Annotated in this window: 30 protein-coding genes; 10 read left to right on the forward strand and 20 right to left on the reverse strand. The window is 70.2% G+C overall.

The window, feature by feature from the left end; translation table 11 throughout:
• Nucleotides 1–37: 37 nt before the first annotated feature.
• Genes EXU32_RS10235 through EXU32_RS10255 form a run of 6 tightly spaced genes read right to left on the reverse strand, consistent with a single transcriptional unit; the run spans nt 38 to nt 5,070 of the window.
• Nucleotides 38–1,015 (reverse strand): methionine synthase, encoded by a 978-nt coding sequence (locus EXU32_RS10235; protein ID WP_130629819.1) that lies wholly within the window; start codon nt 1,013–1,015, stop codon nt 38–40.
• The gene (locus EXU32_RS10240; protein WP_165399641.1) at nt 1,012–1,371 is read right to left on the reverse strand and encodes a type II toxin-antitoxin system PemK/MazF family toxin; all 360 of its coding nucleotides are present in this window, start codon (nt 1,369–1,371) and stop codon (nt 1,012–1,014) included. Before EXU32_RS10240 ends, EXU32_RS10235 begins: the two co-directional genes overlap by 4 nt.
• Nucleotides 1,368–1,610 carry a hypothetical protein gene (locus tag EXU32_RS17160; RefSeq protein WP_165399642.1) on the reverse strand — a complete coding sequence of 81 codons (243 nt, stop codon included), beginning with the start codon at nt 1,608–1,610 and terminating at the stop codon, nt 1,368–1,370. Before EXU32_RS17160 ends, EXU32_RS10240 begins: the two co-directional genes overlap by 4 nt.
• A gap of 44 nt (nt 1,611–1,654) precedes the next feature.
• Nucleotides 1,655–2,830 (reverse strand): tRNA 2-thiouridine(34) synthase MnmA, encoded by a 1,176-nt coding sequence (gene mnmA, locus EXU32_RS10245; protein WP_130629821.1) that lies wholly within the window; start codon nt 2,828–2,830, stop codon nt 1,655–1,657.
• The gene (locus EXU32_RS10250) at nt 2,830–4,014 is read right to left on the reverse strand and encodes a cysteine desulfurase family protein (RefSeq protein WP_130629822.1); all 1,185 of its coding nucleotides are present in this window, start codon (nt 4,012–4,014) and stop codon (nt 2,830–2,832) included. The genes mnmA and EXU32_RS10250 overlap by 1 nt, the downstream gene beginning before the upstream one ends.
• Before the next feature lie 51 nt (nt 4,015–4,065).
• Nucleotides 4,066–5,070 carry an ABC transporter permease gene (locus tag EXU32_RS10255; protein ID WP_165399643.1) on the reverse strand — a complete coding sequence of 335 codons (1,005 nt, stop codon included), beginning with the start codon at nt 5,068–5,070 and terminating at the stop codon, nt 4,066–4,068.
• A gap of 100 nt (nt 5,071–5,170) precedes the next feature.
• Here EXU32_RS10255 and EXU32_RS17475 point away from each other — a divergent pair, with 100 nt between their 5' ends.
• Together EXU32_RS17475 and EXU32_RS10265 are read left to right on the forward strand one after the other, a co-directional pair.
• Nucleotides 5,171–5,731, forward strand: coding sequence for a TetR/AcrR family transcriptional regulator (locus EXU32_RS17475; RefSeq protein ID WP_165399644.1), 561 nt, complete (start codon nt 5,171–5,173; stop codon nt 5,729–5,731).
• Nucleotides 5,728–7,182, forward strand: coding sequence for an MFS transporter (locus tag EXU32_RS10265; protein ID WP_242612750.1), 1,455 nt, complete (start codon nt 5,728–5,730; stop codon nt 7,180–7,182). Before EXU32_RS17475 ends, EXU32_RS10265 begins: the two co-directional genes overlap by 4 nt.
• 817 nt (nt 7,183–7,999) lie before the next feature.
• Here the strand turns inward: EXU32_RS10265 and EXU32_RS10275 are convergent.
• Together EXU32_RS10275 and EXU32_RS10280 are read right to left on the reverse strand one after the other, a co-directional pair.
• Nucleotides 8,000–8,266 carry a metal-sensitive transcriptional regulator gene (locus tag EXU32_RS10275; protein ID WP_130629824.1) on the reverse strand — a complete coding sequence of 89 codons (267 nt, stop codon included), beginning with the start codon at nt 8,264–8,266 and terminating at the stop codon, nt 8,000–8,002.
• Between the two features lie 19 nt (nt 8,267–8,285).
• Nucleotides 8,286–8,696, reverse strand: a complete 411-nt coding sequence (locus EXU32_RS10280; RefSeq protein WP_130629825.1) for a DUF302 domain-containing protein — start codon at nt 8,694–8,696, stop codon at nt 8,286–8,288.
• 75 nt (nt 8,697–8,771) lie between these two features.
• On the opposite strand from EXU32_RS10280, the gene EXU32_RS10285 reads away from it, so the two are divergent.
• The 5 genes from EXU32_RS10285 to EXU32_RS17485 are packed head-to-tail and all read left to right on the forward strand — an operon-like array spanning nt 8,772 to nt 12,004.
• Complete coding sequence (locus tag EXU32_RS10285; RefSeq protein WP_207233776.1) at nt 8,772–10,148, forward strand: MBL fold metallo-hydrolase; 1,377 nt, start codon at nt 8,772–8,774, stop codon at nt 10,146–10,148.
• A gap of 32 nt (nt 10,149–10,180) precedes the next feature.
• Complete coding sequence (locus tag EXU32_RS17480) at nt 10,181–10,360, forward strand: hypothetical protein (RefSeq protein ID WP_130629826.1); 180 nt, start codon at nt 10,181–10,183, stop codon at nt 10,358–10,360.
• A 13-nt stretch (nt 10,361–10,373) separates the two neighbouring features.
• Nucleotides 10,374–11,183, forward strand: coding sequence for a sulfite exporter TauE/SafE family protein (locus EXU32_RS10295; RefSeq protein ID WP_130629827.1), 810 nt, complete (start codon nt 10,374–10,376; stop codon nt 11,181–11,183).
• A 39-nt stretch (nt 11,184–11,222) separates the two neighbouring features.
• Nucleotides 11,223–11,813: a rhodanese-like domain-containing protein gene (locus EXU32_RS10300; RefSeq protein ID WP_130629828.1), complete on the forward strand. Its 591-nt coding sequence runs from the start codon at nt 11,223–11,225 to the stop codon at nt 11,811–11,813.
• A gap of 38 nt (nt 11,814–11,851) precedes the next feature.
• Nucleotides 11,852–12,004, forward strand: a complete 153-nt coding sequence (locus EXU32_RS17485) for a rhodanese-like domain-containing protein (RefSeq protein WP_242612974.1) — start codon at nt 11,852–11,854, stop codon at nt 12,002–12,004.
• 45 nt (nt 12,005–12,049) lie between these two features.
• On the opposite strand, the gene EXU32_RS10310 is transcribed toward EXU32_RS17485, so the two are convergent.
• Nucleotides 12,050–12,808: a GntR family transcriptional regulator gene (locus tag EXU32_RS10310; protein ID WP_165399645.1), complete on the reverse strand. Its 759-nt coding sequence runs from the start codon at nt 12,806–12,808 to the stop codon at nt 12,050–12,052.
• A gap of 92 nt (nt 12,809–12,900) precedes the next feature.
• Between EXU32_RS10310 and EXU32_RS10315 the strand changes: the two genes are divergently transcribed.
• Genes EXU32_RS10315 through EXU32_RS10325 form a run of 3 tightly spaced genes read left to right on the forward strand, consistent with a single transcriptional unit; the run spans nt 12,901 to nt 14,971 of the window.
• Nucleotides 12,901–13,605, forward strand: coding sequence for a DsbA family protein (locus EXU32_RS10315; protein WP_242612751.1), 705 nt, complete (start codon nt 12,901–12,903; stop codon nt 13,603–13,605).
• On the forward strand, nt 13,606–14,478 hold the full coding sequence (locus tag EXU32_RS10320; protein ID WP_130629831.1) for a cytochrome c biogenesis CcdA family protein: 873 nt from the start codon (nt 13,606–13,608) through the stop codon (nt 14,476–14,478). It abuts the gene before it with no gap.
• A 1-nt stretch (nt 14,479) separates the two neighbouring features.
• The gene (locus tag EXU32_RS10325; RefSeq protein WP_242612752.1) at nt 14,480–14,971 is read left to right on the forward strand and encodes a hypothetical protein; all 492 of its coding nucleotides are present in this window, start codon (nt 14,480–14,482) and stop codon (nt 14,969–14,971) included.
• 367 nt (nt 14,972–15,338) lie between these two features.
• On the opposite strand, the gene EXU32_RS10335 is transcribed toward EXU32_RS10325, so the two are convergent.
• The 11 genes from EXU32_RS10335 to EXU32_RS10385 all read right to left on the reverse strand — a co-directional run bounded on the left by EXU32_RS10335 (nt 15,339) and on the right by EXU32_RS10385 (nt 25,929).
• Nucleotides 15,339–16,523: a hypothetical protein gene (locus tag EXU32_RS10335; protein ID WP_130629832.1), complete on the reverse strand. Its 1,185-nt coding sequence runs from the start codon at nt 16,521–16,523 to the stop codon at nt 15,339–15,341.
• A 1,413-nt stretch (nt 16,524–17,936) separates the two neighbouring features.
• Entirely contained in the window at nt 17,937–18,263 is a 327-nt protein-coding gene (locus tag EXU32_RS10340; protein WP_130629833.1) for a helix-turn-helix domain-containing protein, read from the reverse strand.
• Entirely contained in the window at nt 18,251–19,417 is a 1,167-nt protein-coding gene (locus EXU32_RS10345; protein ID WP_242612753.1) for a tyrosine-type recombinase/integrase, read from the reverse strand. Before EXU32_RS10345 ends, EXU32_RS10340 begins: the two co-directional genes overlap by 13 nt.
• A gap of 206 nt (nt 19,418–19,623) precedes the next feature.
• Nucleotides 19,624–20,568, reverse strand: coding sequence for a hypothetical protein (locus EXU32_RS17490; RefSeq protein WP_130629835.1), 945 nt, complete (start codon nt 20,566–20,568; stop codon nt 19,624–19,626).
• A gap of 205 nt (nt 20,569–20,773) precedes the next feature.
• On the reverse strand, nt 20,774–21,715 hold the full coding sequence (locus EXU32_RS10355) for an electron transfer flavoprotein subunit alpha/FixB family protein (protein ID WP_130629836.1): 942 nt from the start codon (nt 21,713–21,715) through the stop codon (nt 20,774–20,776).
• Between the two features lie 31 nt (nt 21,716–21,746).
• Nucleotides 21,747–22,526, reverse strand: a complete 780-nt coding sequence (locus EXU32_RS10360) for an electron transfer flavoprotein subunit beta/FixA family protein (protein ID WP_130629837.1) — start codon at nt 22,524–22,526, stop codon at nt 21,747–21,749.
• Nucleotides 22,527–22,689: 163 nt separating this feature from the next.
• Nucleotides 22,690–23,019, reverse strand: coding sequence for a hypothetical protein (locus EXU32_RS10365; RefSeq protein ID WP_130629838.1), 330 nt, complete (start codon nt 23,017–23,019; stop codon nt 22,690–22,692).
• 1 nt (nt 23,020) lies between these two features.
• Nucleotides 23,021–23,662: an acyltransferase gene (locus EXU32_RS10370; protein WP_242612754.1), complete on the reverse strand. Its 642-nt coding sequence runs from the start codon at nt 23,660–23,662 to the stop codon at nt 23,021–23,023.
• A gap of 13 nt (nt 23,663–23,675) precedes the next feature.
• Complete coding sequence (locus tag EXU32_RS10375; protein WP_130629839.1) at nt 23,676–24,638, reverse strand: class I SAM-dependent methyltransferase; 963 nt, start codon at nt 24,636–24,638, stop codon at nt 23,676–23,678.
• Nucleotides 24,638–25,417 carry an enoyl-CoA hydratase/isomerase family protein gene (locus tag EXU32_RS10380; RefSeq protein ID WP_130629840.1) on the reverse strand — a complete coding sequence of 260 codons (780 nt, stop codon included), beginning with the start codon at nt 25,415–25,417 and terminating at the stop codon, nt 24,638–24,640. The genes EXU32_RS10375 and EXU32_RS10380 overlap by 1 nt, the downstream gene beginning before the upstream one ends.
• Nucleotides 25,414–25,929 (reverse strand): T3SS (YopN, CesT) and YbjN peptide-binding chaperone 1, encoded by a 516-nt coding sequence (locus tag EXU32_RS10385; RefSeq protein ID WP_130629841.1) that lies wholly within the window; start codon nt 25,927–25,929, stop codon nt 25,414–25,416. Before EXU32_RS10385 ends, EXU32_RS10380 begins: the two co-directional genes overlap by 4 nt.
• Nucleotides 25,930–25,934: the final 5 nt, after the last annotated feature.

Here is a 25,934-nt window from a genome sequence, read left to right on the forward strand (position 1 = left end):
CATCCGCCACGGATCGCACCAGGACGACCTCTTGTGCTCACCCGGCGGCCAGGTCGGTGAGAGCCGAGGCCAGGTCGCTCGTCGTGCGCAGCACCGACACCGCGGACGAAGGGGGTGTCCCCGCCAGTCCGCAGGTCGGCGTGACCACGAGGTCACCCAGCGCAGTCATCGGCAGGCCGATCCGCTGCCAGGGACCGACGAGCAGGTCACGGGCGGTCCGCCAGTCACGGCCCGTCGTCGGGACGGCGCCGGCCCAGAGCACGACCCCGGCCTCGACAGCCTCGGCCAGCTGCCCCCAGCGGGCCTCATCCAGCAGTGAGGTGTCGAGCGAGATCGCGCCGGCGCCGCTCTCTCGCAGCAGTTCCACCGGGACATCACCGGCGCAGCAGTGCACGACCGTGGGCCGCTCCCCCGCAGCGTCGAGCACCTCGCGCAGCCCGTCACGGACCTCGGCACGGTCGACGGCCCGCAGCCGCCCGTAGCCGGACTGGGTGGGCAGACGTCCCTCGAGCACGGCGGGCAGACCCGGCTCGTCGACCTGGACGACGAGGTCGGCACCGGGGACGAGGCGCTGGACGTCGTCGAGGTGCGAGCGCAACCCTTCGGCGAGCGAGCTCGCGAGGTCACGCCTCGCCCCGTGGTCGGCGACGGCTCGCTCCCCTCGCGTCAGCTCGATGCTCGCCCCGAGCGTCCACGGTCCGGTGACCTGGACCTTGAGCGGCCCGGTCCATCCGTCATAGGCCTCGGCGAGCTCGTCCAGGTCCTCGCGCAGGAAGGCGGCGGCCCTCCCTTCGTCCGTGCCGGGACGATCGGCGAAGCGCCACCCGTAGGGCTGGGTCTCCACGTGCAGGCCTTCGAGCAGGGCGGCAGCCCGGCCGACCATGTCGGCACCGACGCCCCGTGCTGGCAGCTCGGGCAGGTGCGGGATGCCGTCACCGAGCAGGTCGCGCACGGCGACGACGGCCTCTCGCGGTCGCGTGCCGGGCCACGACCCTACGCCAGAGGAGGTGGTCACGCGGTCACCCCGGCTCGCAGGTGCAGCATCTTCGCCAGGACTCGTTGCACCTCTGCGAGCTCGTCGTCGGACACGACGATCTCGGGTGCGGGCCTGCGGAAGCGCTGGGCGGAGAGGATGCGTACCTGCTCGGTGATCACCCAGCCCGAACCTGTGGTGAGCGGGATGCGGTGCAGCCACCCGGAACGCTCCACCGTCGTCAGCGGCAGCACCGAGACCAGCGCACCGCCGGTCAGTTTCAGGTGGAAGGCGGACGAGACCACCAGGGCAGGGCGGTCCTTGCCCTGCTCACGACCACGCACGGGCTCGAAGTCGCAGAACCACACCGACCCGGGCTCGATGGGGTCACGGCTCACCTCGGCGACCACTCGTCGGTGACCGGCGCATCCGCCGCAGCCAGGTGCTCGGCTTCGGCGAGGTAGTCCGCCCAGCCCTGAGGGTCGTCGGTCCGGTACCGCTCCACGGCCGCGAGCGCAGCCGCCTCCCAGTGCTCGTCGAGCAGCCGCCGGATCGTCTCGTCGGCGCTCGCGCCCCCGAACTCATCCCGGGCAAGGCGCTGCACCCGCTCACGCGTCTCATCAGCAACTCGCAACATGCATCCAGTTTACAGTGGCGTAGACCGCAATGTAAACGTCCGAGTCACGCCGAAGTCCTCCTGGTTGGAGGTAAACGCGCCGGTGATTCGTCAGCGGGTTTACCTCCAACCGGCGCGGAGGGAGCACGCGCAGCGCGACCGGCGCGTGCGATGGTGCCGGACCCGACGACCCGGGTGCCGTCGTAGAGGACGATCGACTGCCCGGGAGCGGCTCCGCGCACGGCGCTGTCGAGGCGGACGACCAGGCGGGCGTCGCTCCCTTCGCCCCTGACCTCGGCGGTCGCGGGGATCTCCTCGCCGTGCGCGCGGATCTGCGCGCCGAGCCGGTGGCGACCCGACGCGGCGGGCCCGCACCAGCGCACGTGGTCGGCCTCGATCTCGTCGGCCCCGAGCAGGTCGGCGGTGCCGATGAAGACCCGGTTGGTCTCGGCCTCGACCCTCGTCACGTAGCGCGGCTGGCCGTCGAGGTCCGAGCGGTCCAGCCCGAGCCCACGCCGCTGACCGACGGTGAACCCGTAGGCGCCGTGGTGCCCGCCGACGACCTCGCCGGAGCCCTCGTCGACGATCTCGCCCTCCTGCTCACCGAGGCGCTGGGTCAGCCAGCCGCGGGTGTCGCCGTCGGAGATGAAGCAGATGTCGTGGGAGTCGGGCTTCTTGGCCACGGCGAAGCCGCGCTCGGCGGCCTCCTCGCGGATCTGCGGCTTGGTCGTGTCACCGAGGGGGAAGAAGGCGCGCGCCAGCTGCTCCTCGTCGAGCACCCCGAGGACATAGGACTGGTCCTTGGCCATGTCGACGGCCCGGTGCAGCTCCCGCCCGTGCGGCCCCTCGACGATCTGGGCGTAGTGGCCGGTCGCGACCGCGTCGAAGCCGAGCGCGAGGGCCTTGTCGAGCAGGGCGGCGAACTTGATCTTCTCGTTGCAGCGCAGGCAGGGGTTGGGGGTGCGGCCGGCCTGGTACTCGGCGACGAAGTCCTCGACGACGTCCCGGGCGAAGGGGGTGGCCATGTCCCACACGTAGAAGGGGATGCCGAGCCGGTCGGCGACGCGTCGGGCGTCACCGGCGTCCTCGATGGTGCAGCAGCCGCGTGCGCCCTCGCGCAGGGTCTTGGCGTTCTTGGCCAGGGCGAGGTGCACGCCGACGACCTCGTGGCCGGCCTCGATCATCCGGGAGGCGGCGACGGCGGAGTCGACGCCCCCGCTCATGGCAGCGACGACGCGCATCAGGCGGCCCCGCTGGCCCGCCGGGCTCGGGTGACGGCCTCGGGGAGGGCGGCGAGCACGGCGTCGACGTCGTCCTGCGTGGAGGTCCAGCCGAAGGACACGCGAAGGGAGCCCCTCGCCTCCTCCTCGGACCGGCCCATCGCGAGGACGACGTGGGAGGGCTGAGGGATCCCTGCCTGGCACGCGGAGCCGGTGGAGACGGCGACGTCGGCAGCGTCGAGCAGGTAGAGCATCGAGTCGCCCTCGCAGCCCGGGATGGTGATGTGGGCGTTGCCCGGGAGGCGGGTCGTGATGTCGCCGGCCTCCCAGCAGCCGGTCACGCGGATGCCCAGGTCGAGGGCCTGGGTGCCGGCGAGGAATCGGTCGCGCAGCGCCCCGAGGCGCGCGGCCTCGGCCTCGCGGTGCTCGACGGCCTCGGTGAGCGCGACGGCGAAGGCGCGGATCGCCGGGGTGTCGAGGGTGCCGGAGCGGATGCCGCGCTCCTGCCCGCCGCCGTGGCTCAGGGCGACGAGCCGCGCGTCGCGCTTGGCCACCAGCGCACCGATGCCGATCGGTCCGCCGAGCTTGTGCGCGCTGACGCTCATCAGGTCGACACCGCTCGCGGCGAAGTCCACGGGCAGGTGACCGGCCGCCTGGACCGCGTCGGTGTGGAAGGCGAGCCCGTGCTCGTGGGCGATCTGCGCCATCGAGGCGACGTCCTGGACGGTCCCGACCTCGTTGTTGGCCCACATGACCGAGACGAGGCCGACGGTGGACGCGTCCTCCTCGATCGCCGTGCGCACCGCGTCGGGGTGGACGGTGCCGCACTCCCCCGGTGGGACGAAGGTCGCCTGCGCGCCCTCGTGCTCGACCGCGTGGTCGACGACGTCGAGGACGGCGTGGTGCTCGACGCCGCTGACGACGACGCGGGAGCGTCGCGGGTCGGCCGTCCGCGCGGCGCGCAGGCTGCCGGTGATGGCGAGGTTGTCGGACTCGGTCCCGCCGGAGGTGAAGACGATCTCGCTCGGTCGCGCACCCAGCGCGGCGGCGATGCGCTCACGCGACTCCTCGACGACCCGGCGGGCGTCGCGGCCGGGACCGTGCAGGCTCGAGGCGTTGCCGGTGATCGCCAGCTGCTCGACCATCGCCTCCCGGGCGGCCGGGGTCATGGGCGTGGTCGCCGCGTGGTCGAGGTAGGTGGTCATCACCCAGAGTCTACGAGCCGGGTCCCGGATTCATTCCGCGGCGACCAGCGGTCAGGCGTCGCCAGCGGTTCGTGGGGAGCGCGCCACGCCGATCAGACCGAGAGCGACCCCGGCCAGGACCCAGGCCCCCAGGACGAGCGCCGGGTGGGTGCCACCACCCCCGCCGAAGAAGGCGACCGAGCGGATGAGTGAGCCCGCGGCCCCGATGGGCAGGTACTGGCCGACCTCACCCCAGGGCGAAGGGAGCCACTGCGGCCCGTTGGCCAGTCCCGACAGCGGGTTGGCGACGAAGAGCATGGTCACGGCACCGAGACCGATCCCGGGAGTGCCGAGGAGCGTGCCGAGCCCGAGGACGGTGCTCGAGATGGCGAAGATCCCGAAGGCGATGGCGAGCGCGACCTGCCAGTACGAGGCGTCGAAGGCTCCGAAGCCGAGCTGCAGCACCGCCGCTGCGACGAGGCCCCCGAGGACGGCGATCGAGCCTGCGCCGAGGAGCCGGGAGCCGAAGGAGCCCTTGAAGACGAGGAGCAGGATCGCGGCCGTGGCCATGCCGCCGAAGACGAGTGGCATGCCGAGGGTGGCGACGCCGATCGTCGAGGGGTCGTCCTTGGTCGTCGGGGCGAGCTCCTCGTGGGTCACCTGCTGGCCCGACTCCTCCAGACCGGAGCCGATGCCCGTCAGCAGCTGCGTGTAGGCGGCGCCCGCGCCTGCTGCGGTCTGGATCGTCACGCCCCGCGGCCCGACGGCGATGCCCCCGATGGCCTCACGGTCGAGGATGGCCTGCTTGGCCTCGTCGGCCGTGGCATGCATCGTGACGTCGAAGGTCCCGGGAGCCTGCTCGTCGAGCGCTGCCACGACCTGCGAAGTCGCCTGCGGGGGTCCGCTGACCGCGAGCGGCAGGCCCGAGGGGCCCGAGCCCAGGGCTGGCGCGGCGAAGGCGAGCAGCATCAGCGTGAGGACGGTGACGAGGCCGAGGACGATCGCGACGAGCTTGCGCGGGGAGTCCGCGGTGGGCGTCGGGGCCGTCGCGGAGACGGCGGGTGCGGCGTGGGACATGACTGGCTCCTGTGAAGTGGAGGGTTTCGCTCCGGTTACAAGTGGAGAGTATTCCTCCGTTAGGGTGGGAGGCAAGTTCCGGCCGACGAAGGGAGTCACCGTGCGAGCAGACGCACGCGCCAACCGCACCGCCATCGTCGACGCGGCCCGCCGCCTGTACTCAGAGCGCGGCCCCGAGATCCCCTTCAGCGCCGTGGCCGAGGAGGCGGGCGTCGGCGTCGGCACGCTCTACCGGCACTTCCCCACCCAGCAGGACCTCGTCATCGGGATCGTCGAGTGGTTGCGCGACGAGATCCACACGGTCTGCGAGCGATGGCGTCCCCGCATGGAGACCGACCCTGCGGACGCGTGGCCCCGCTTCGTCGCCGACATGGTCGGCATGCGCGTCGCAGCCTTCATGCCACGCCTGATCGAGGGGATCGACGTCCTCGAGCTCGTCCCGACGCTCAAGGACACCCGCCGGGGCGCGCTGATCGAGATCGAGCACATCCTGGGGATCGCCCAGGATGCCGGACTCGTCGACCCGTCGGTCTCGGCCGAGGAGTTCCAGATGGGGCTCGCGGTGGTCTCCCGCCCCCTTCCCGCCGCGACCAAGGTCCTCGTCCCCGACGTCGGCGACTGGCTCGTCGACGTCTTCGTCCGGGGGCTGCGCCCCCGGTGACCCAGCTGCCCGCCGACCAGGCCGTGGACGACGCCGCGATCCCGAGCGCGCAGCGCTGGCGGATCCTCGCGGTCCTGCTCGTCGCGATCTTCATGTCGCTCGTCGGCGTGAGCATCGTCAACGTCGCCATCCCCTCGATCCAGCACGGGCTCGGCGCCAGCGACTCCGACGTCCAGTGGGTGCTGTCCGGTTATGCGCTGACCTTCGGTGTCGTCCTCGTCGCCGGCGGCCGTGCCGGTGACCTGCTCGGTCGGGGCGGACTCTTCGTCATCGGGGCCACGATCTTCACCCTCGCCTCGGTCGCCGCCGGGCTGGCTCCCGGGGCCGGCTCGCTCAACGCCGCCCGCTTCGTGCAGGGCGTCGGGTCGGGGCTGCTCAACCCGCAGGGCGTGGGGATGATCCAGCAGTACTTCCGGGGCGCCGAGCGGGCGCGGGCCTTCGGGGCCTTCGGCAGCGTCGTCGGCGTGGCGGTGGGGATCGGCCCCGTCATCGGTGGGCTGCTCATCGAGCTCGGCGGGAGCGAGATCGGCTGGCGACTGACCTTCCTCGTCAACGTGCCGGTCGGGCTGCTGTGCATCGCGCTCGCCTTCTTGTGGTTCCCCAAGCCGCTGCTGCGACGGCCCGTCGCGGCCGAGGGGCAGCGCGCCCACGGGTGGCGCTCGCTCGACCCCGTCGGCTCGCTCCTGCTGGGTCTCGCGGTACTGGCGACCATGCTGCCCTTCGTCGAAGGGGGGTCCACGCCGATCATCTGGCTCACCCTGCCCGTGGGGCTGGCCCTCGCATGGGGGTGGGTGCGCTGGGAGCGCCACCACCGGGCGAGCGGTGGCACGCCCATGGTCGACCTCGGGATCTTCTCGATCCGCAGCTTCACCCAGGGCAGCATCATCGCCCTGCTGTACTTCCTCGGGATGACGAGCATCTGGGTGCTCGTGGCCCTGTACCTGCAGGACGGCACCGGCAAGAGCGCCCTGCAGGCGGGTCTCGTCGGGGTCCCGTCGGCGATCATGGCCGCGCTCGCCTCCGGCTGGGCCGGGCGCAATGTGCCCCGGTACGGCCACCGGATCATCATCGGCGGCCTCGTCCTCGCCCTCGTCGGCGTCTCCTCGAGCATCGCCGTCGTGCTCCTGCAGGCCGGTGGTCACGTGAGCGAGTGGTGGCTGCTGCTCACCCTGGCCTTCGTCGGCACGGCCCAGGGCGCGGTGATCAGCCCCAACCAGGCGCTGGCCCTCGAGGAGGTCCCCCTCGCCTATGCCGGCAGCTCGGGTGCGGTGATGCAGACGGGCCAGCGCATCGGCACCTCGATCGGCATCGCGGTCATCACCTCGGTCGCCTTTGCCACCCTCGCCGTGAGCAGCTGGCCGGTGGCGATGGCCACGAGCTTCGGCGTGATCCTGCTGGTCGTCCTCGTGGCGCTCGCCGTGGCGGTCAAGGACCAGCGTGACCGTCGCTGAGCGGACCGATCGCGCGGCCCGGCACCTCCCCCCTTCCACACAAACTGTGGCTGGCCACACCTTCCGTGGTCAGCCACACCACGTGCTGTGGCTGACCAGCGCACATGTGGCCAGCCACATTTTGTGAGTGGGGCACGGACGACGAAGGCCCCACCACGCGGGTGCATGGTGGGGCCTGAGCGCGGCTGGTGTCAGTACTGGTGGAGCGCATTATTCCAACCTCATGAATGCATGCCCCAGTCTCCTTGGCCAGTGAGCGATTCCCCGCTGCTGATGAGACGGTATGGGACCCGTTCGGGGGCTTAGGAGCCAGTATGGGCATCTAGCCCGGTGCGCACGAGCGTCTCGGAAGGCTTTAGGTTCCTGAGACAGCCAGAGTGTGCTGCAGGACGCCCGCGTCCCGGGATGCCGCACCGGACGGCCTATGCGGTGACGCCCCTCCTGTGCGGAGAAGGGGCCTGCTCGCCGCCTGCGGCTTTCCCGTCTGTCGTTCCTTAATCGCTCCCGGCGGGGCAATCGTCGCCAGGCGCGCGACCTTGCTCCCTTCGCCCGTGCGGAAGACCGCGGCGCCCCGGTCGACCGCGTAGTTGAGGGGGAGACGTCCGGTCGGCCGTCGACCACCACGGCATGGCAAGGCGCCCCACGGCGGTCGTGCGCATCAGCGCCCAGCAGGTGTCCACCGAGAGCCGCTCGACGTCCTGTGCCTCGGTCATCGTGATCACCCTCCTCGAGGTGCTCCGAGATTATCCGAGCCGGGCGCGTTGCGATAGTGCCTGCGCGCCCGTCCTGCTGGGGGCCGGGCGCCCGATGTCGGGCGTCAGGCGAGGGTGAGGAAGAGCCTCTCCATCGCGGCCTTGTCGTCCTCGTTCACGCCGTCCGGCGAGGAGAGGCACTCCTGCAGGCCGGAGGAGACGATGGCGAAGCCGGCCCGGTCGAGGGCGCGACTGGCCGCGGCGAGCTGGGTGACAACGTCCTTGCAGTCGCGGCCCTCTTCGATGAGGCGGATCACCCCGCCGATCTGTCCCTGCGCCCGGCGCAGCCGGTTGATGACCGGCCCCATGTCCTCCATGTCCAACGTGACCATTGTGTCTTCTCCTTCGTGATCAGGTGCGTGGGCCGACGCGGGTCGGCAGCGCGGCCAGTGCGGCGTCGAGTCGAGTGCGTGCGTCGCTGGCGACGTCCTTCAGCTGCTCATTCTCCGTCACGCCGACCATCATGTCGGGGTCGAGGGCCTCGACGATGGTGCGCCGCTCGCCCTCGGCCCGGACGACGACGTTGCACGGGAGCAGCAGGCCGATCGAGGCCTCCCGGGCCACGGCCTGCTCGGCCAGCTGGGGTCGGCAGGCGCCGAGGATGACGTGCGGCTCGATGTCGGCGCCGACCTTGGCCTTGAGGGTAGCGGCCAGGTCGATCTCGGTGAGCACCCCGAAGCCCTGGTCGGCCAGGACCTCGCGAGCGGCGGTGAGCGTCTCGTCGAACGGGGCGTCCAGCGTGGTGGTGATGGCGTACTGCATGTCGATCTCCCTTCGGTGCACGGCCCGTGCGGCCGAGATTGACATCATACCCCAGGGGGTATTAGTTTGTCACGCATGGAACCCACGATCATGACCATCGAGACCCCGAGCCTGGGCGACCGTTCCTACCTCGCCCATGACGGTGAGGTCGCGTTCGTCGTCGATCCGCAGCGGGACATCGACCGCGTGCTCGAGGCCGCCGACGAGGCCGGCGTGCGGATCACCGACGTCTTCGAGACCCACCTGCACAACGACTACGTGACCGGGGGGCTGGCCCTGGCGCGCCGCCTCGGCGCCCGCTACCACGTCAACGGCGAGGACGACGTCTCCTTCGACCGGGAGCCGATCCGCGACGGGGACGTCATCGACGTCTCGCCGACGATGCGCGTGCGGGCCATCGCGACGCCCGGCCACACCTTCACCCACCTGTCCTACGCGGTGGAGACGGTCACCGACTCCGGCGCCACCGCCTCGGCCGTCTTCACCGGGGGCTCACTGCTCTTCGGCGCCACCGGGCGCCCGGACCTGCTCGGCGAGGAGCACACTGGCTCCCTCGTGCGCCACCAGTTCGCCTCCATCCACCGCTTGGCGGACGAGCTGCCCGAGCAGGCGGAGGTGCTGCCGACCCACGGCTTCGGCTCCTTCTGCTCCGCCGGGTCCACCGGAGGCTCCACCGAGTCGACGATCGGCGCGGAGAAGCGCCTCAACCCCGCACTCACCCAGGCGGAGGAGCAGTGGGTCGCCGACACCCTCGCCGGCCTCGACGCCTACCCGGCCTACTACGTCCACATGACCCCGGCGAACGCCGAGGGGCCGAGCGAGGCCGATCTGAGCGCCCCCGAGCGGGCCGACAAGGACACGCTCGCGAAGCGCATCGACGTCGGTGAGTGGGTCGTGGACCTGCGTACCCGCACCGCCTTCGCGGCCGGTCACGTGACCGGGACGCTGAACTTCGGCCTGGACGGCCAGTTCTCCACCTACCTGGGGTGGCTCATCCCCTGGGGTGCGCCGGTCACGCTGCTCGGTGAGAGCTCCGAGCAGGTCGCCGAGGCGCAGCGCGAGATGGTGCGCATCGGTCTCGACCGGATCACCGGTGCCGCCACCGGTGGGCCCGAGGACTGGACCGACCGTCCGCTGGGCACGCTGGAGACGGCCGTCTTCGCCGACCTGTCCCAGGTGCGCCACCACCGGCCCGTGCACATCCTCGACGTCCGCCTCGTGGGCGAGTACGAGGACAGCCACATCGAGGGCGCGCAGAACGTCCCGATCGGCGAGCTCCTCGACCGGGTCGACGAGATCCCCGAGCGCGAGCTGTGGATCCACTGCGGCAGCGGGTACCGGGCCTCGATCGCCGCCTCCGTCCTCGCGGCGCGTGGCCACCGGGTCGTCCTCGTCGACGACGTCTTCGGCAACGCCGGCGACGCCGGCCTGCCCCTGACCTCCTCCCACTGACACACCGTCACCCCCGACTCCAAGGAGCTCCCATGTGCCGTCAAGCGACCTGCCGTCAGTGCGGCAAGACCACCTGGGCCGGCTGTGGCCAGCACGTCGACCAGGTGATGAAGGTAGTGCCCGGAAGCCAGCGCTGCCCGGGTCACTCCACCCCGACGAGGGGGGGCGGCGCCTCCCGCGGACCGCTCGCCCGGCTCTTCGGGCGCGGCTGAGCCACCCGGAACCATGCCCCTGACTGTCATCCCCCTCGGCCTGCTCATCGGTATCGCCCTCGGCGCCCTGGGCGGAGGAGGGTCGATCCTCGCCGTCCCCGCCCTCGTGCACGTCCTGGGGCAGGACCCGGTCACCGCGACCACCAGCTCGCTGATCATCGTGGGCATCACCTCGCTGCTCTCGCTGCCTGCGCACCATCGTGCGAAGCGGGTGAGCTTCGGGCAGGGAGTGACGTTCGGGCTGCTGGGCACGGCTGGCTCGTTCGCCGGGTCGGCTGCCTCCCGGGCGGTGCCCGGCGAGGTGCTGATGACCGTCTTCGCCGTGCTCATGGTCGTCGTGGCCGTCCTGATGCTGCGGCGCAGCCGACGTGGTTCCTCGGCGGGTGACGACGCCGGACCCGACGAGCCGATCCTCACGCTCCATCCGCTGGCGTGCGCCTGCCCGCGTCTGCTCAAGCTCGTGGTCGCGGCCACGCTCGTCGGGCTGCTGACCGGGTTTCTCGGCGTCGGCGGAGGATTCGTGCTCGTCCCCGCCCTCGTGCTCGTCCTCGGCTTCACCATGCCCGTGGCGGTCGGCACCTCCCTGCTCGTCATCGCCATCAACAGCGCGACAGCGCTGGCGGCACGGGCGCAGCAGGGGGTCGGCGATCTCGACTGGCCTCTCATCCTCGGTTTCGCCGCAGTTGCCGTCGTCGGCAGCCTGATCGGCAGTCGCATCGCCGACCGGCTGCCGGCCGGACGACTCTCCCAGGGCTTCGCGGTCCTCGTGCTGGGGATCGCCGCCTTCACTGCCGTGCAGTCCGTGCCGGCCCTGCTGGCCTGATCCCGATCACCCCACCCCATCCATCCGGAAGGACCCCTCTTGACCATCGACACCACCGCCCGACCCGCCACCCTCGACGCCGCGCAGGTGCGCGAGTGGATGGCCGGCCCCACCGACCCGCGCATCGTCGACGTGCGCACCCCCGGTGAGTTCGCCGACGTGCACATCCCCGGCTCCTACAACGTGCCGCTGGACCTGCTCGAGGAGCACCGCCGTGAGCTGGCCGAGCACCTCGACGACGACGTCGTCCTCGTCTGCCGCTCCGGGGCACGCGCCCGTCGCGCCGAGGGCGCCCTGGCCGAGGCCGGCCTGCCCAACCTGCACGTCCTCGACGGCGGCATCACCGCCTGGGAGAGCGCCGGCGGCGACGTCGTCCGCGGCGAGGGCACGTGGGACCTCGAGCGCCAGGTCCGCCTCGTGGCCGGCTCCATCGTCCTGACCGGCATCGTCGCGAGCACCGTCGTGCCGCAGGCCAAGTGGCTCTCCGCCGGCATCGGTGCGGGGTTGACCGGCGCGGCGCTCACCGACACCTGCGCCATGGGCATGCTCCTGTCCAAACTGCCGCACAACCGCCGCAACACACCCGACCCCGAGACGGTCTTCGCGCAGCTGCGCGACGGTCACAACTGACACGACCCCTGGCCGAGCTGCCCCGCCGCCACGAGGAGCTGGCGAGCGAGCGACCCGTGCTGGTGCACTGCGCCAGCGGGTGGCGCTCATCCGTCGCGGCCAGTCTCCTGCGCTCGACGGGCCACGCGGACGTGACCGATCTCGTCGGCGGGTACGCCGCCTGGGCCCAGCGGGAGGACGTCCTCGTCTGACGACGACTGGGCCTTATGCGCGGGCCGGGTGACGAGCTGGCTCGCTCAGTCCCAGGGGATCTCGATGGGGCGGCCTCGGCCGCTGCAGTCGAGGACGGCCGAGGCGTCACCGAAGACCTGGGTCAGGGTGACGCGATCACCGACGGCGCAGGTGTCGCGCAGCTCGGCAGGCCGGCCCGCGAGGCAGGACTTGCGACGGATGGTCAGGAGGGGACTCCCTTCGTCCACCCCGAGCCGCGCGGCGACGTCGGTGCTCGCCGGGACGGAGTGGGTGTACTCCACGCCGGCGTCGAACTCGACTCCGCAGCGGGAGCGGAGGACCTCGTAGACGGAGGCCTCCGTCAGGTCGGCCTCGAGCAGGGCCTCGGCCGCGGAGGCGATGATCCACAGCCGGTCCATGGCGAAGGGGGCGCCGTCGGCCTTGCGCACCCGCGCCACGTGCACGAAGGGGGTGTCCGCTGCCAGACCGAGCGCGGTGGACACCTCCGGGCTGGTGACGATGCGCTGCGCCAGGACCTCGGAGGTCTCGTGGCCGCCCTGCGCGGTGATGGCATCGCGCAGGCTGTACATCGGGCCGAAGCCGGTGGTGGGGCTGGTATTGATCACGTAGGGCCGGCGACCGCGACCGCCGCCGACGATCCCCTGCTCGCGCAGCGGGGTCAGGGCCTGCCGGATCGTGCCGCGGCTGGCCCCGTACCGCTCGGACAGGGCGAGCTCGCCCGGGAAGCCGTCGGCGAACTCGCCGTCCTGCAGCCGGCGCAGGAGATCGTCGCTGATCTCGCGCCACCGTGGGAGTGCTCGCACGTCCACCCCTCTGGATTGGAATGTCTATACATTGAGGTACCGTCGTCGTCATGACGGGAATCAACCGACGTGTCCTGACCATAGTCGCTGCTGTGGCAGTCGTCGCCCTCCTCGCGGCGGGCGTGATGCTCTCCGAGCGCGGTGATGACGAGGATTCCTCCGACGCCGCCTCCTCGAGCCAGTCCTCGGGCGAGGGTGGCGAGTCCGCCGAGGAGCAGAGCCTCAGCGAGGAGGAGGTCGGCCTCGTGCGCCGGGACGCCGACGACGTCACCGCCATGGGTGATGTGGACGCACCCGTCGTGCTCATCGAGTACTCCGACTACCGATGCCCCTTCTGCGGCGCCTTCGCCCGCGACACCATGCCGAAGCTGAAGCAGGAGTACATCGACAGCGGGAAGCTGCGCTTCGAGTGGCGAGACTTCCCGGTCTTCGGCGAGGAGTCGACGACGGGAGCGATGGCCGCCCGGGCCGCCGGTGAGCAGGACAGGTATTGGGAGTACCACGACGCGATGTACGAGGACGCGCCCGAGCGTGGTCACCTGAAGATCACCGACAAGAAGGTCATGGAGTGGGCGAAGGAGGTCGGCGTGCCCGACCTGGAGCAGTTCGAGAAGGACCTCGATGACCCGGAGCTGCGCAAGAAGGTTGAGGCCGACGCGCAGGAGGCGAGGTCCGAGGTGGGCGCGACGGGCACGCCGACCTTCGTCATCGGTGACCAGCGGGTCGTCGGTGCCCAGCCGACCGAGACGTTCAAGGAGCTCATCGACGAGAAGCTCGCGTCGGTCGAAGACGAGTAGATGGACATCGGGTACACCGGGGCCTTCCTCGGGGGGATCCTCACCCTCCTGAGCCCGTGCTCGGTCATGTTGCTGCCGGCGTTCTTCGCCTATGCCTTCACCTCCCCGACCGCGCTCATCGGCCGGACGGCGATCTTCTACGCCGGCCTGAGCGTCACCCTCGTCCCGCTGGGCATCTTCTCCGGCTCGCTCGGCTCGCTGCTCACGACCCACCGGATGACCCTGGTGACCGTGGCCGCGGCCGTGGTCATCCTCCTCGGCCTGTGGCAGCTGTCCGGATTGCCGGTGCCGGGACTGTCCCGCTCCAGCAGCCGGCGGGGCGACGGCACCTCGATCGGGTCGGTCTTCGCCCTGGGGGCCGTCTACGCCGTCGCCGGGGTGTGCGCCGGGCCGATCCTCGGGTCGGTGCTGATGGTGGCCGCGGTGAGCGGCAGCCCGATCTACGGCGGTTCCGTGCTCGCCCTCTACGCGTTGGGCATGACCGTACCGCTCTTCGTGCTCGCGGTCGTCTGGAAGCGTCTGGGTGCGCGTGGGCGTGCCGTCATCGCTCCCAGGGAGGTCTCGATCGGCCCGTGGCGCAACACGTGGGCGATGATCCTCTCCGGCCTGCTCTCGATCGCCATCGGCGTGCTCCTGATCGTCACCGAGGGCACCGCCAACCTCACGGGTGTCTTCACGATCAGTACCCAGCGCTCGGCCGAGTCGGCGCTGAGCACCTGGAGCTCGGGGGTCTCGGACGTCTGGTTCATCGTCGCTGCCGTCGTCGTCCTGGCCGGCGTCGGGCTGTGGCGCCATCGCAGTCAGCGACGGGAGTCGCCGCCCGCCGCCGCGGCGGCCTCGTCGGACCCCGACCTGATGAGCAGGAAGAAGTGACGTGGACATCCTGATCCGGCCCCACGAGCAGAGGGCGACGCCGTCGGTCCTCGACGAGCTACGCGCCTGGCCGGCGCGACGCTGGTGGGCCGCAGTGGGAGTCGCTGCCCTGACGATGCTCGCGACGGCGGTCCCGACCGCCATGATCCCCACCCCGGTCTTCAGTCGGGAGATACCGACGACCGTGTGGGCATGGCCGGTGCTGACGGTCACCTCAGTGCTCGCCGGAATGCTCACGGCCACCTACGTCGCACGGCGCGATCCGGACGTGGGGCGCGGCCGGGGCTCCCGTCTGGGCATGGTCGGAGGGTTCACGACTTTCTTCGCCGTGGGGTGCCCCGTGTGCAACAAGCTGGTCCTGATCGCCCTCGGCTACTCGGGTACCCTGCAGTACTTCGCCCCCGTGCAGCCGTTCCTCGCGGCGACCGCCATCGCCGTTCTCCTGTGGGCGCTGGTCGTCCGGGTACGCCGAGAGCGAAACTGCCGGATCTGAGGTCTGGTGTCGGCACCAGGGCCGGACGGGCTTGGCGGACCAGGCGACAGAGACCGGCCCAGCAGCAGACTCACCTCCGTAAGGGGATCCCCTTCCGGGGGAGGTCGTCGTGGGAATCAGGACCACCGATGTCGATGCCGCAGCCCGAGTATTCGAAGCCAACGGTGGCGGTGTCGTGAAGGGTTCCTATGACGACGCGCACGAACGGCGTGTCGTGCTCTATGACTACACGGGCAAAGGGCTCGCCTTCTACAGCCCGTTGGCTCGGTAGGTCTGCCCAAAGCAACGCCGGATTGCAGCGTAGCGCCGACGACAGTTCCAAAGGGCACACAAGTGTCGAGGGCCGCGTTGGCTCTTACCCGTCGATCTATCCACCCAGATCCAGTCGATCTCGGACGTATCCGGGGGCGTGACCTCGAGTGTCGCGCCACTGCTCGGCCGTGACAGCGTTGACGCCCAAGAGCCGGACAAGCACTGGGACCGGGACTTCCGCGGCGAGGTCGGAGAGAGTGGTGTTGCGAGCACGACGCGGGCTGATCCCGCGCCGACGCATCATCCGCGACAAGGATGTGGGGTCCAAGTGCGCGCCAACTCGGTCTCCGGGGAACAACCACGTCTCCAGCGATGCGAACGCACCGGCGTGGGCGCCGTCTCGATGGCCCTCCGGTAGGCCACGGACCAGGTCCGCGACTCCAGGGGGGAGGTCGATCGGCGCCCGCCCCAGTGACAACCGGATGAGTCTCCCCTCGTGGTGTACCTGGTCGTGAGTCAGGGTCACGATCTGTGCAGGTGACAAGCCGTAGAGCAGGATCAGGCAGGCGGCCGCTCGTTCTCGCGGTGGCCATCCCTTGTCGGTCAAAGCACGTCGAAGGAGGTGCTCGCGTTCGCCCGGGGTGAACCGGGCCCGCGGTGCCCGATAGCGATCGCTGGGGACGCTGATGTTGTCCGGTAGGTGTCGGTGTCGCCGGGCCCAACGCAGGAAGCGCAGCAGTTCGCGGCGCTGGGCGGGGAAGTCGACGAAGTAGCGATCCAGCAGGAACTGGGTGCAATCATCCAGGGCGCTGTCCATCCGGCGCAGCCAGGCGAGGAAGTCGGCCACGGCGCCGACCTGATGCATTGCGGAGTTCCGCCGGCCGTGGCTCAGGCCCGCGGTCTCGGCATTCCGTCGTGCTCTGGCCAGAACATGCCAGCGGGCATACTGCTCCAGAACTCGCCGATCCTCTCGGTGGGCGCCGGCGCGCTTGCGCTTGATCCCTGACTCCAGCCGCGCGATCCGGTTATCCCTGGCAGGGATGGCCCCGGTGGTGACCAACAGTGACCGCAGATGCTCGATCGCTCCCGCGGCGCCTCCTCGGGCGCCCGCCGCCTCATCCAGCACGTCATGGCTCGGGGGGATCCCGCTCTCGGCGAATCGTCGCACGATCCGGGCGGCCTCGCTGTGGCGTAGCCACCGCAGTTGCGTCTTGGGGTGCGGGGCCCCCACCAGCATCTCGATGAGTGGCTCCCACCCCGTCGCTGTTGCGGGCGTGGGCCCCGCCACGAGATCGGCCATTGCCGATCGCAACAGGCAGCGCTGACACACGAGGGTCTCCCCGTCCTCGTGGTAGCACCAGTCGATCCTCGAGCACCTGGAGCACTGGGCCCACGGGCCCCGGTAACAGCGCACGCAGATGCTCAAGCCCCGGCGTGACCTGATGGATTCAAGTCGCCCACACATGTCACACCGGCTCGTCGGTTGCTCGTAACAGTTGGGGCACAGCGGAATCCTCGTCCGCGGGTCGGTCCGTGCAACCGGTGCCTCCCGGCCACAGCGGCCACACTCGCGCCACGTGCTTCGATCCCGGCGACGACACCGGGCACACCGGGGGCCACCGGCACTCCCCTGCCGGTCAGCGACTCGCTTCCATCGACCGCACACGCTGCACGCCTCCAGCGGCTTGGCCTTATGGTGGCACCGGGCGCACAGGGCACGTCCCTCCCGTCGAGCAGCCACCCGCCTCTCCTCGCCACAGACAGCGCACGCCGCGACAACGGTGTGACTAAAGCACCGCGCGCACACCCGACGCCGTCCCTCCTGGGGGTGGAGCAGACGAACCATCCGTCCGCAGTGGTGGCAGGCCCAACGGCGTACCGATTCCAGCCCGGCGGCGGACAGGGCGTCGATGAAGTCACCCACCACGAGCGGCCCGAAGGGCTCGCCGTTCACCAGAGCCTCAGGGTGGACGGAGAGGTGGTTGGCCAACTGTGCCCGACGCAAAGGTGATGACGCTACGTCCTCCAGGGCCTCCTTCGTGTCCGCGGCACTCCACGGGGTAGCAGCTAGGTCAGCGGCCTTGGCCACCACCTCCGCGATGACCTGGACCTGGCGCCTTTGACGCTGCACGCTGTCCGTGCCCCAGGACGGGCTTTGTCGACGGCGGCAGGGACGACACAGGGGCTCCTCCCCGTTGCGCGCCATCACGGCCCGGACCTGCCCGCACCCGGCGCACGGTGCCCAGCCTCGAGGGTCAGCATCGGTACAGGTCTTGCACCACGGCTGGCCATCGACCCGTGTGCGGACAGCCCGCAGCTGCCCGCAGCCGACACATTCGGCGCGGGCAGCCCTGCGGTAGCACCTCTCGCACTGGCGCCCCTTCGGATGCGGGTTACGCAACGGGACGTCATCACGGCCGCAGGCCGGGCAGCTCAGATGGGCCACCCCAGCGACACCGCCGCGATCGAGCGCCGCGACGAAGTCGAAGCCCAGTCGCGACGTCGACGCATCCGGCGCCGTCAGCAGCCCTGGGTTGGCTCCCACCTGACTGATCAGGCTCTTCAGCGTTCTCGGTGGCGTGGCGACCACGTCGACCACCGCCGCGATCGTCGCAGTGGTGACTTCTGGGTCAACGGCCCTAACCAGGCTCACCAGTCGGTCAACGTCGGCTGCGCGCAGGGCATCAGCCTCGCGTGTGGGGACCACCGAGTCTCACTCTTTGACAATCCGCGCCGGTGTCGGCCGCTTCAGGTCTGCAGGGGATGACTTCGTCTCGCCGGCCGCCCTCCGAGTACGAGCCTTGGCCGCTACCGCATACGGCTCGAACAGCTCGCTGGGTTCACACGCCAAGGCGTCGCACAAGGCGGCCATGATCGGCAAGCTGAGCCGCTCCGGGGTGCCCGTGACCAGCCGAAAGGCCTGCGAGGCCGACAGCTCGATCCCACGATCGGCCAACAACGGCAACAAGTCCGTCGTGGCATACAAACCCCGATCAGCCATGAGCTGCCGCAGGTTCCAGTGATACTTCACGACTCGCATTCCATGTCCTTCCCCTCGGTTGATTCACCAGCATCGCCGTCCACGATCGAAGCACTCTCCAGCAGCCCCGGGGCAGATCTGTCCAGCGCGGCCCGCAGCGTCGTGTTCATGAAGTCTGAGCTGACGCCGGCATAGATCGAGGTGGTCGATGCCCACGCGTGGCCAGCCTGACGTTGTACGAAGTAGGCGTCCCAGCCGTCTTCGATCAGATGAGTGATGTACGAGTGGCGCAGTCCGTGCAGTCTCAGCTCTGCGGGCAAGCCTGCTGCCTCCCGATACTGCCTGAACCGGGCCTCCAGGTAACTGGCACTGACCTTGCCGCCACGCTCGGTGGGAAACATCATCGTGCGCTGCCCGACCTCGTACAACGGTCGGACTCGTGTCACGTACTCCTCCAGGACCTCCACGATCCACGGCATCACGGTCAGAACCGTCCGCCGCCGTGGCGGTGACCCTTTCGCCGCCTTCCCATACCGCACCAGGCACGACCCCCACGCACCGAACTCGGGCGAGGCGGCGTTGGTGTAGAAATCGGAAAGCGCCAACCCGACCAGCTCAGCCCGCCGCAGACCGTAGGCGTAGCACGTCTTGAGCATCACGGCATCCCGAAAGGCAGCAAGCGAGCCCTTGCGCCCCGAGGCAACGGCACGCTCGACCTGCTCATCAGCGAAGTCGAACAAGCGCTGCAACTCCGTGCGAGTGAACGGGCGCACCGCCGGGTTGGCCTCGAACTCGCTAGTGTGGCGCGCGATATTCCACTCGTGAAAGACCTGCACCGGGTGCTCCCCGAACTGCTCGAAGCAGGCATCGCCCCACCCGTACCGCGGATCAACCAAGTAGTCACAGAACATCGCGACCGCACCCTGATACGCCCGAACCGTCGAGAAGGCCCGCTTGTGCGAACGCAGAACAGCAGTCCACTCCTCGACATCGCTCGGCTGCCACTGCCACGGATAGGTGCCCGCGAATTCAAAGAAGCGATCGACCGCCTTCAGACGACTATCGATCGTCGTACGGCTGAGCATCCGCGACTGCTGCTGAATCTCCCAGCCTCTGCGCATCGCCGTCCAGACCGCGTCTTGAGGATCGAGGTGAACCACCTCATCCCGCAGCAAGTCCCACGCAGACCCAGGATTCCTCTCCCGCTCACCCACGCATTCACCCATCTCAAGACCGAGTCATCCGATGCATGATCATTGCATCAGATGCAATCCGGCCGCAAGGACCCCCGGATCGCCGGGCCCAGAGTCTTCCCAGAGGCGATGGCGCGCGTGCGAGCGACGAAGCCCGCAGAACTGAGAATCCCGCCCCTGCAGGGTTCGTCAGATGCACGAATCGTGCATCTGTTTCTATAATTGGCCTAATTGACCGACACGTGCACGTGGTCGTAGTGGTTCTGCGTCGCGCTGCCGCGGTCCGACATCATCTTGGAGCTGCCGTTGGGGAACCAGATGCGCTGCTGCCAGATGATGTACTTGATGTTGAGGCTGCCGGCATTCTGCTGCAGCCAGGCGTTGACCTGGTCACCGCGCGAGGGTGTGAGCATGATGTCGACGGCGTTGCCGCTGCCGTGGTCGCCCGGGTCGCCGGCGCGGAAGCCACCGATGTTGGTCAGGTCGGGGAACTGCGTGCGCACGGCCGAGTAGACCCCCTGGGCGTTGGCGCCCAGGCCCAGGGCAGCGCCCTGCGAGGCGTAGTTGCTGGTGTTGACCGAGCCGCTCGGCGCCTGCGTCGGCTCCGGGTCGCTGCTGTCAGTGCTCTCGGGCTGGGCGCTCTGACGCTGCGAGCTGCGCGAGGTCTGGTCGGGCGCCTGGCTCTCGCTCGCCTGCGGGGCCGCGGTCGTGTCCGGCTTGTCCACCGTCTTGTCCACCGGCTGCTCCACCGGCTCGGGCTTCGGCGTGGGCTTCGGCTTGGGCTTGGGCTTGGGCTTCACGACCGGGTCGACGGCCAGGGCCCCGGCCGTGTCGTGCACGTCCTTCGCCTTGGTCCCCGACGGAGCGGTGACGGCCACGGCCGCACGGGACGCCGAGCGCGAAGCGGGGTCACTGGCACGCTCGCCGAGGAGCTCGGTGACCGTGGCGCTGTCAGCGCTGATCGAGGCGAGGTCCGTCGAGGCCGAGGTGTCGGCGGCCGAGCTCGGTGCGATGACGAAGGCACCTGACCCCAGGACGATGCCGACACCGGCGACCGTCTTGGCCGCCGCACGGGCGCCGTTGGCGCTGACCGAGGACGGCAGACCGCCCAGACGGGCGAAGGGGCGGCGACGGCTGCCGCCGTGGCGGCTGACGTAACGGGACGTGCTCACGCGAGACCTCAAAGCGTTGAAAACAGGGACTGGCCTCACGGCCACGCACACCATAGCGAGTTCTTCATACCAAAGTCACGTTTTGGTAAAGGCGATGTGGGGAGACCTCGCACACGTGGCCCGTGGCCGCACGGCCCGGGGCACGCCGAAGGGGAGGTCGGCACCCGTGGGCGCCGACCTCCCCTTCGTCAGGAAGGACCGAGGGTCACTTGCCCTTGACGGCGTCCGTGGCCTGCGGCAGGACGGTGAAGAGGTCACCGACGACTCCGAAGTCGACGAGCTCGAAGATCGGGGCCTCCTCGTCCTTGTTGATCGCGACGATCGTCTTGGACGTCTGCATGCCGGCGCGGTGCTGGATCGCACCGGAGATGCCCGCGGCGACGTACAGCTGCGGGGAGACCTGCTTGCCGGTCTGGCCGACCTGCGAGCTGTGCGGGTACCAGCCGGCGTCCACCGCAGCGCGCGAGGCGCCGACAGCGGCACCGAGCGTGTCCGCGAAGGCCTCGACCGGGCTGAAGTCACCGCCGGTGCCACGGCCACCGGAGACGACGATGGCCGCCTCGGTGAGCTCGGGACGACCGGACGCCTTCTTCGGCTCGGACGCGGTGATCTTGGCCGCCTTGGCACCGTCGGTGAAGCTCACGGAGAGCTCCTCGAAGGCACCTGCGCCGTTGGCCTGCTCCGGCGCAGCGGAGTTGGGCTTGACGCAGATGATCGGCGTGCCCTTGGTGACCTTCGCCTGGACGCTGTAGCTGCCGGCGAAGACCGACTGGGTGGTGACCGGACCGGCCTGGACGTCGACGACGTCGGTCAGCAGACCCGACTCCGTCTTGACGGCCAGACGCGCACCGATCTCCTTGCCGGCAGCGTTGCTCGGGATGAGCACCGCGGCGGGCTGCTTCTCCGCGACCAGCTGCGCGAGGACCTCGGCCTGGGGGGCGACGAGGTGCTCGAGGGCGGCCGGGTCGGAGACCGCGTAGATCTTGTCGGCGCCGTAGCGCGCGAGCAGGTCCTTGGCGGTCTCGGCACCGGGGCCGATGAAGACGGCGGACGGCTCACCCAGACGACGGGCGATGGTCAGCATCTCCGCTGCGGGCTTCTTCACCTCACCGTTCGCGTGGTCGATGAGGACGAGGACTTCAGCCATGTTGTTGCTCCTTGATGTCCGGAGTCGTCGCTCAGACGAACTTGTTGGTGGTCAGGAACTCGGCGAGCTTGGTGCCGCCGTCACCCTCATCGGTGACGATGGTGCCCTGCTCGCGCGGAGGACGCTTGGTGGTCGACTCGACGGCGGTCGCCGCGTTGGCGAGGCCGACCTGACCGGCGTCGACACCGAGGTCGGCGAGGGTCCACTCCTCGACCGGCTTCTTCTTGGCGGCCATGATCCCCTTGAAGGAGGGGTAGCGCGGCTCGTTGATCTGGTCGGTGACCGAGATCAGCGCCGGGAGAGAGGCCTGGACGGTCTCGCTCGCGGTGTCGCCGTCACGGCGCATCGTGGCGACGCCACCGTCGACGGACAGCTCCGACGCGTAGGTGACCTGGGGCAGGCCGAGGCGCTCGGCAAGCATCGCCGGGACGACACCCATGGTGCCGTCGGTGGATGCCATACCCGTGAGGACGATGTCCGGGGTACCGATCTTCTTGATGGCCTCGGCGAGGACGAGCGAGGTCGCGAGGGCGTCGGAGCCGGCAATCGCGTCGTCGCAGATGTGCACGCCCTTGTCGGCACCCATCTGGAGCGACTTCTTGACGGCCTCGGCGGCGTCGGCGGGGCCGATGGTCAACACAGTGACCTCGCCCTCTCCGGCCTCGACGATCTGGAGGGCCTGCTCGACGGCGTACTCGTCGAGCTCGGACAACAGACCATCCACACCTTCACGGTCGGTGGTGTTGTCCTCGTTGAATCCGCGGTCGGACTGTGCGTCCGGAACGTACTTCACGCAGACGACGATATTCATCGGTGAATCGTCCTCTTCCTGGGTGAGGGGGCTGGGTACCGGGCGATCCTCTCAGCAGGCGCGCGTTGTGGGCGCGGACTGTGGGGAGGGTCCCAGTCCGCTCACGCTATCCATCGGGATGCTGGACCACCAAGACGGCCCGGGGTGCCCTTCGCCACATGCGTCACTCGGCGGCGTTGACGAGGACGTGGAAGGAGGGCTCCTCGTAGGGGTGCGCCGCGCGCAGCGCGCCCACCACCACCGCTCGTCGCGACCTGGGGAAGGTGACCTCGACCCGGTCCTCGACGACGTGCTCGAGCTCGCCGACGGTCCCGATGGTGGGGTTGGCGGCTCCCACCGGGCGGAACCTCCCTTCGCCTCGCTGCACGAAGGCGCACTCGCGGTACTCCCCCACGGCACCGGCCCCAACGGCGAAGAGCGCCTTGAGGATCTCCTCGGTGTGGGTGGCCGGGATGTGCGCCACGAGGACGTCGAGGGCCTCCCGCTCGCTCACCTCACCACCCCGCCGGCAGGTCGAGCTCGCCCTCGGCGACGGCGACGGGCTGGCGGTGCTTGAGCACCCTGGCCGGCACCCCACCGAGGACGACGAAGGGGGGATGGCTCCCCCTGACGACGGCGCCGGCACCGACGACCGAGTGCGCGCCGATGTCGGTGCCGCGCGTGATGACGCACTTGGTCGCCACCCACACGTCGTCGCCGAAGCGCACGGGCGACTTGACGATGCCCTGGTCCTTGATCGGGACGTCGAGGTCGGTGGTGACGTGGTCGAAGTCGCACACGTAGACGTCGTCGGCGAAGAGGCAGGCCTCACCGACCTCGATGTCGAGCCAGGTGTTGAAGGTGTTGCGGATCCCGATGATGGTCTTGGCGCCGATCCGCAGCGTGCCCTCGTGGGCACGCAGCGCGGACCCGCCGCCGATGTGGGTGTAGGCGCCGACGATGAGCCGGCCCGTCCCCGGCGTGACCTGGAACTGCACGCCGGGCCCGATGAAGCAGGGCCCCTCGAAGACCAGTCCGGGGGTGGTGGCGCGGGCCCGGACCATCCGCAGGTAGCCCAGGACGTGGTGGTGGCTCCAGGCCCGGTTGGCGATGACCCACCGGGTCCAGTGCCACCACGTGAAGCGGGAGGCGGCCATCAGTGCGCGGACCTCACCGGGCGGGCTTGGTGCCCGTGACGCCCACGTTGTAGAAGAACTTCTGCGGCACGACGCGGCCGAGGACGGCGTCGACCCTCATCAGTCGCTTCCACGTCGTGTAGGCGAAGGTCGCCCAGCCGAAGCCCAGCGCGTCCTCCGCGACCGCGTACTCGACCGTGCGGATCGGCCAGCCGGCGACGGCCGAGAGCAGCTCCTCGGTCGCCGTGCCGACATCGGCAGCGCCCGCCCGAGCGGCGGTCGCGGCGAGCTCGCCCGGGTCGAAGGTGTGCAGGTCGACGACGGCCTCGAGGGCCGCGGCCCGTGACGACTCGTCGAGCTCGGCCTGCGCGCGGGCCCACTTCTGGCGGAAGGGAGGCAGCTTGCTGACCCGGGTGGCCGTCTCCCACGTGGCGCGGGAGATGTGGCGGGCGTACCAGTGCCCGATCGTCGTCGGCTCACCGGCGATGACGAAGCGACCACCGGGCTTGAGCACCCGCACGACCTCTCGCAGGGCGCCCTCGACGTCGGGGATGTGGTGGATCACCGCGTGACCGACGACGAGGTCGAAGGTGTCGTCCTCGTAGGGCAGCGCCTCGGCGTCAGCGACCCGGCCCTCGATCTCGAAGCCGAGCCGGCGGGCGTTCTCCTTCGCCGCCTCGACCATGCCCGGGGACAGGTCGCTGACGTGGACCTCGTCGACGAGGCCGGCCAGCTTGAGGTTGAGCGAGAAGAACCCGGTCCCCGCGCCGAGCTCGAGGGTCCTGCCGTACGGGAGGGACTCGCCGGGCCGGCGCGTGGACTCCAGCACCCGCAGGAAGCGGTCGCGCACGACGGTGGTGCAGCGGTCGTCGAAGCTGATCGACCACTTCTCGTCGTAGGTCTGCGCCTCCCAGTCGTGGTAGAGCACCTGGGCGAGCTTGTTGTCCGCCCAGGCCTGCTCGACCTCCGCGGCGCTCGCGACGCCGGTGGACACCATCAGATGCCCTCGAAGGTGGCCTTGCCCGGGCCGTTGTCGACGAAGCTGCGCATGCCGGACTTCTGGTCCCGGGTGGCGAAGAGGCCGGCGAAGAGCTGCGCCTCGATCTCCAGCCCGGTGCTGAGGTCGGTCTCCAGACCCTTGTCGACGGCCTCCTTGGCCGCACGCAGCGCCTGGGTCGGGCCGTTGACGAAGGGAGCGACCAGCGCCTGGGCGGTGGCCAGCACCTCGGCGGCCGGGACGACCCGGTCCGCCAGACCGATGGCCAGCGCCTCCTGCGCGTCGACGAAGCGACCGGTGAAGATGATGTCCTTCGCCTTGGCCGGGCCGACGAGGCGCGGCAGCCGCTGGGTGCCGCCGGCGCCGGGGATGATGCCGAGCGCGATCTCGGGCTGGCCGAGCTTGGCATTGTCGGCGACGACGCGGAAGTCGCAGCAGAGCGCCGTCTCGAGCCCGCCTCCGAGCGCGAAGCCGGTGATCGCGGCGACGGTCGGCTTGGGGATCGCGGCGAGCGCGCGGGTGAACTTCTGCAGCAGGCGCACGTGGGCGGTCATGTCGGTGTAGGACATCCCCGCCATCTCCTTGACGTCGGCGCCGGCGGCGAAGACCCGCTCGCCACCCCAGAGGATGACCGCCTTGACGTCGTCACGCTCGGTGGCCTCCTCGGCCACCGCGACCAGGCGACGCTGCATGTCGGCGTCGAGCGCGTTCATCTTCGGACGGTCCAGGATGATCGTCCCGATGCCGTCGGCGACCTCGAGACGGACGATCTCGCTCATGCCTGCGGCCCGGCGTCGGGGGTGGCCTCGTCGGGCCCGCCCTGCGCATCGGGGTCCTGGCCGGTGGCGCGCTGGTGCCACAGCTGCACGCCCTGCAGGACGAGCGGGAGGGCCAGGCCGAGCAGGCCGCGCACGTCCGCGCCGCGCGGGAGGATGTGCTCGCTGGTGACGAGGAGGGTGTCGCCGGCGACGGCCGCCTTGACGAGGTTGAAGGCGACGTTGAGGTCGTTGCTGACCTGCAGGCGCTCCATCGGGTCGGTGGGCACCGGGTCCTCGAGGGCCCACTGGCCGAAGACGCGCAGGACATTGGACTCGTCGTCCTGGCAGCGGACGAACATCTGCTGCTCGGAGAAGAGGAAGGCGATGTCCCCTTCGTCGTCGACGGAGGGCTCGAGACCGAGCTCGCGCAGGGCGTCCTGCACGCGGTCGCTCAGGGGGGTCTCAGGCTCGGGCTGGGCACCACCGTTGGTGGGAGTCGGGCCAAAGTTCGGGAGGGCGGTCGGATCGCTCATGCCCT

The sequence above is a fragment of the Janibacter limosus genome (assembly GCF_004295485.1).
Lineage (GTDB): Bacteria > Actinomycetota > Actinomycetes > Actinomycetales > Dermatophilaceae > Janibacter > Janibacter limosus_A.

Excerpts from the sequence above, each read along its gene's own strand:
- EXU32_RS10250 (WP_130629822.1), bottom strand. The coding sequence starts at position 4,014 with ATGACCACCTACCTCGACCACGCGGCGACCACGCCCATGACCCCGGCC.
- EXU32_RS10360 (WP_130629837.1), bottom strand. The coding sequence starts at position 22,526 with ATGAATATCGTCGTCTGCGTGAAGTACGTTCCGGACGCACAGTCCGAC.
- EXU32_RS10295 (WP_130629827.1), top strand. The coding sequence starts at position 10,374 with ATGCCCCTGACTGTCATCCCCCTCGGCCTGCTCATCGGTATCGCCCTC.
- EXU32_RS10385 (WP_130629841.1), bottom strand. The coding sequence starts at position 25,929 with ATGAGCGATCCGACCGCCCTCCCGAACTTTGGCCCGACTCCCACCAAC.
- EXU32_RS10340 (WP_130629833.1), bottom strand. The coding sequence starts at position 18,263 with ATGCGAGTCGTGAAGTATCACTGGAACCTGCGGCAGCTCATGGCTGAT.
- EXU32_RS10280 (WP_130629825.1), bottom strand. The coding sequence starts at position 8,696 with ATGCAGTACGCCATCACCACCACGCTGGACGCCCCGTTCGACGAGACG.
- EXU32_RS17160 (WP_165399642.1), bottom strand. The coding sequence starts at position 1,610 with ATGTTGCGAGTTGCTGATGAGACGCGTGAGCGGGTGCAGCGCCTTGCC.
- EXU32_RS10255 (WP_165399643.1), bottom strand. The coding sequence starts at position 5,070 with ATGTCCCACGCCGCACCCGCCGTCTCCGCGACGGCCCCGACGCCCACC.
- mnmA (WP_130629821.1), bottom strand. The coding sequence starts at position 2,830 with ATGCGCGTCGTCGCTGCCATGAGCGGGGGCGTCGACTCCGCCGTCGCC.
- EXU32_RS10335 (WP_130629832.1), bottom strand. The coding sequence starts at position 16,523 with ATGGCCGATCTCGTGGCGGGGCCCACGCCCGCAACAGCGACGGGGTGG.
- EXU32_RS10375 (WP_130629839.1), bottom strand. The coding sequence starts at position 24,638 with ATGGTGTCCACCGGCGTCGCGAGCGCCGCGGAGGTCGAGCAGGCCTGG.
- EXU32_RS10355 (WP_130629836.1), bottom strand. The coding sequence starts at position 21,715 with ATGGCTGAAGTCCTCGTCCTCATCGACCACGCGAACGGTGAGGTGAAG.
- EXU32_RS10285 (WP_207233776.1), top strand. The coding sequence starts at position 8,772 with ATGGAACCCACGATCATGACCATCGAGACCCCGAGCCTGGGCGACCGT.
- EXU32_RS10275 (WP_130629824.1), bottom strand. The coding sequence starts at position 8,266 with ATGGTCACGTTGGACATGGAGGACATGGGGCCGGTCATCAACCGGCTG.
- EXU32_RS10320 (WP_130629831.1), top strand. The coding sequence starts at position 13,606 with ATGGACATCGGGTACACCGGGGCCTTCCTCGGGGGGATCCTCACCCTC.
- EXU32_RS10380 (WP_130629840.1), bottom strand. The coding sequence starts at position 25,417 with ATGAGCGAGATCGTCCGTCTCGAGGTCGCCGACGGCATCGGGACGATC.
- EXU32_RS10370 (WP_242612754.1), bottom strand. The coding sequence starts at position 23,662 with ATGGCCGCCTCCCGCTTCACGTGGTGGCACTGGACCCGGTGGGTCATC.
- EXU32_RS17480 (WP_130629826.1), top strand. The coding sequence starts at position 10,181 with ATGTGCCGTCAAGCGACCTGCCGTCAGTGCGGCAAGACCACCTGGGCC.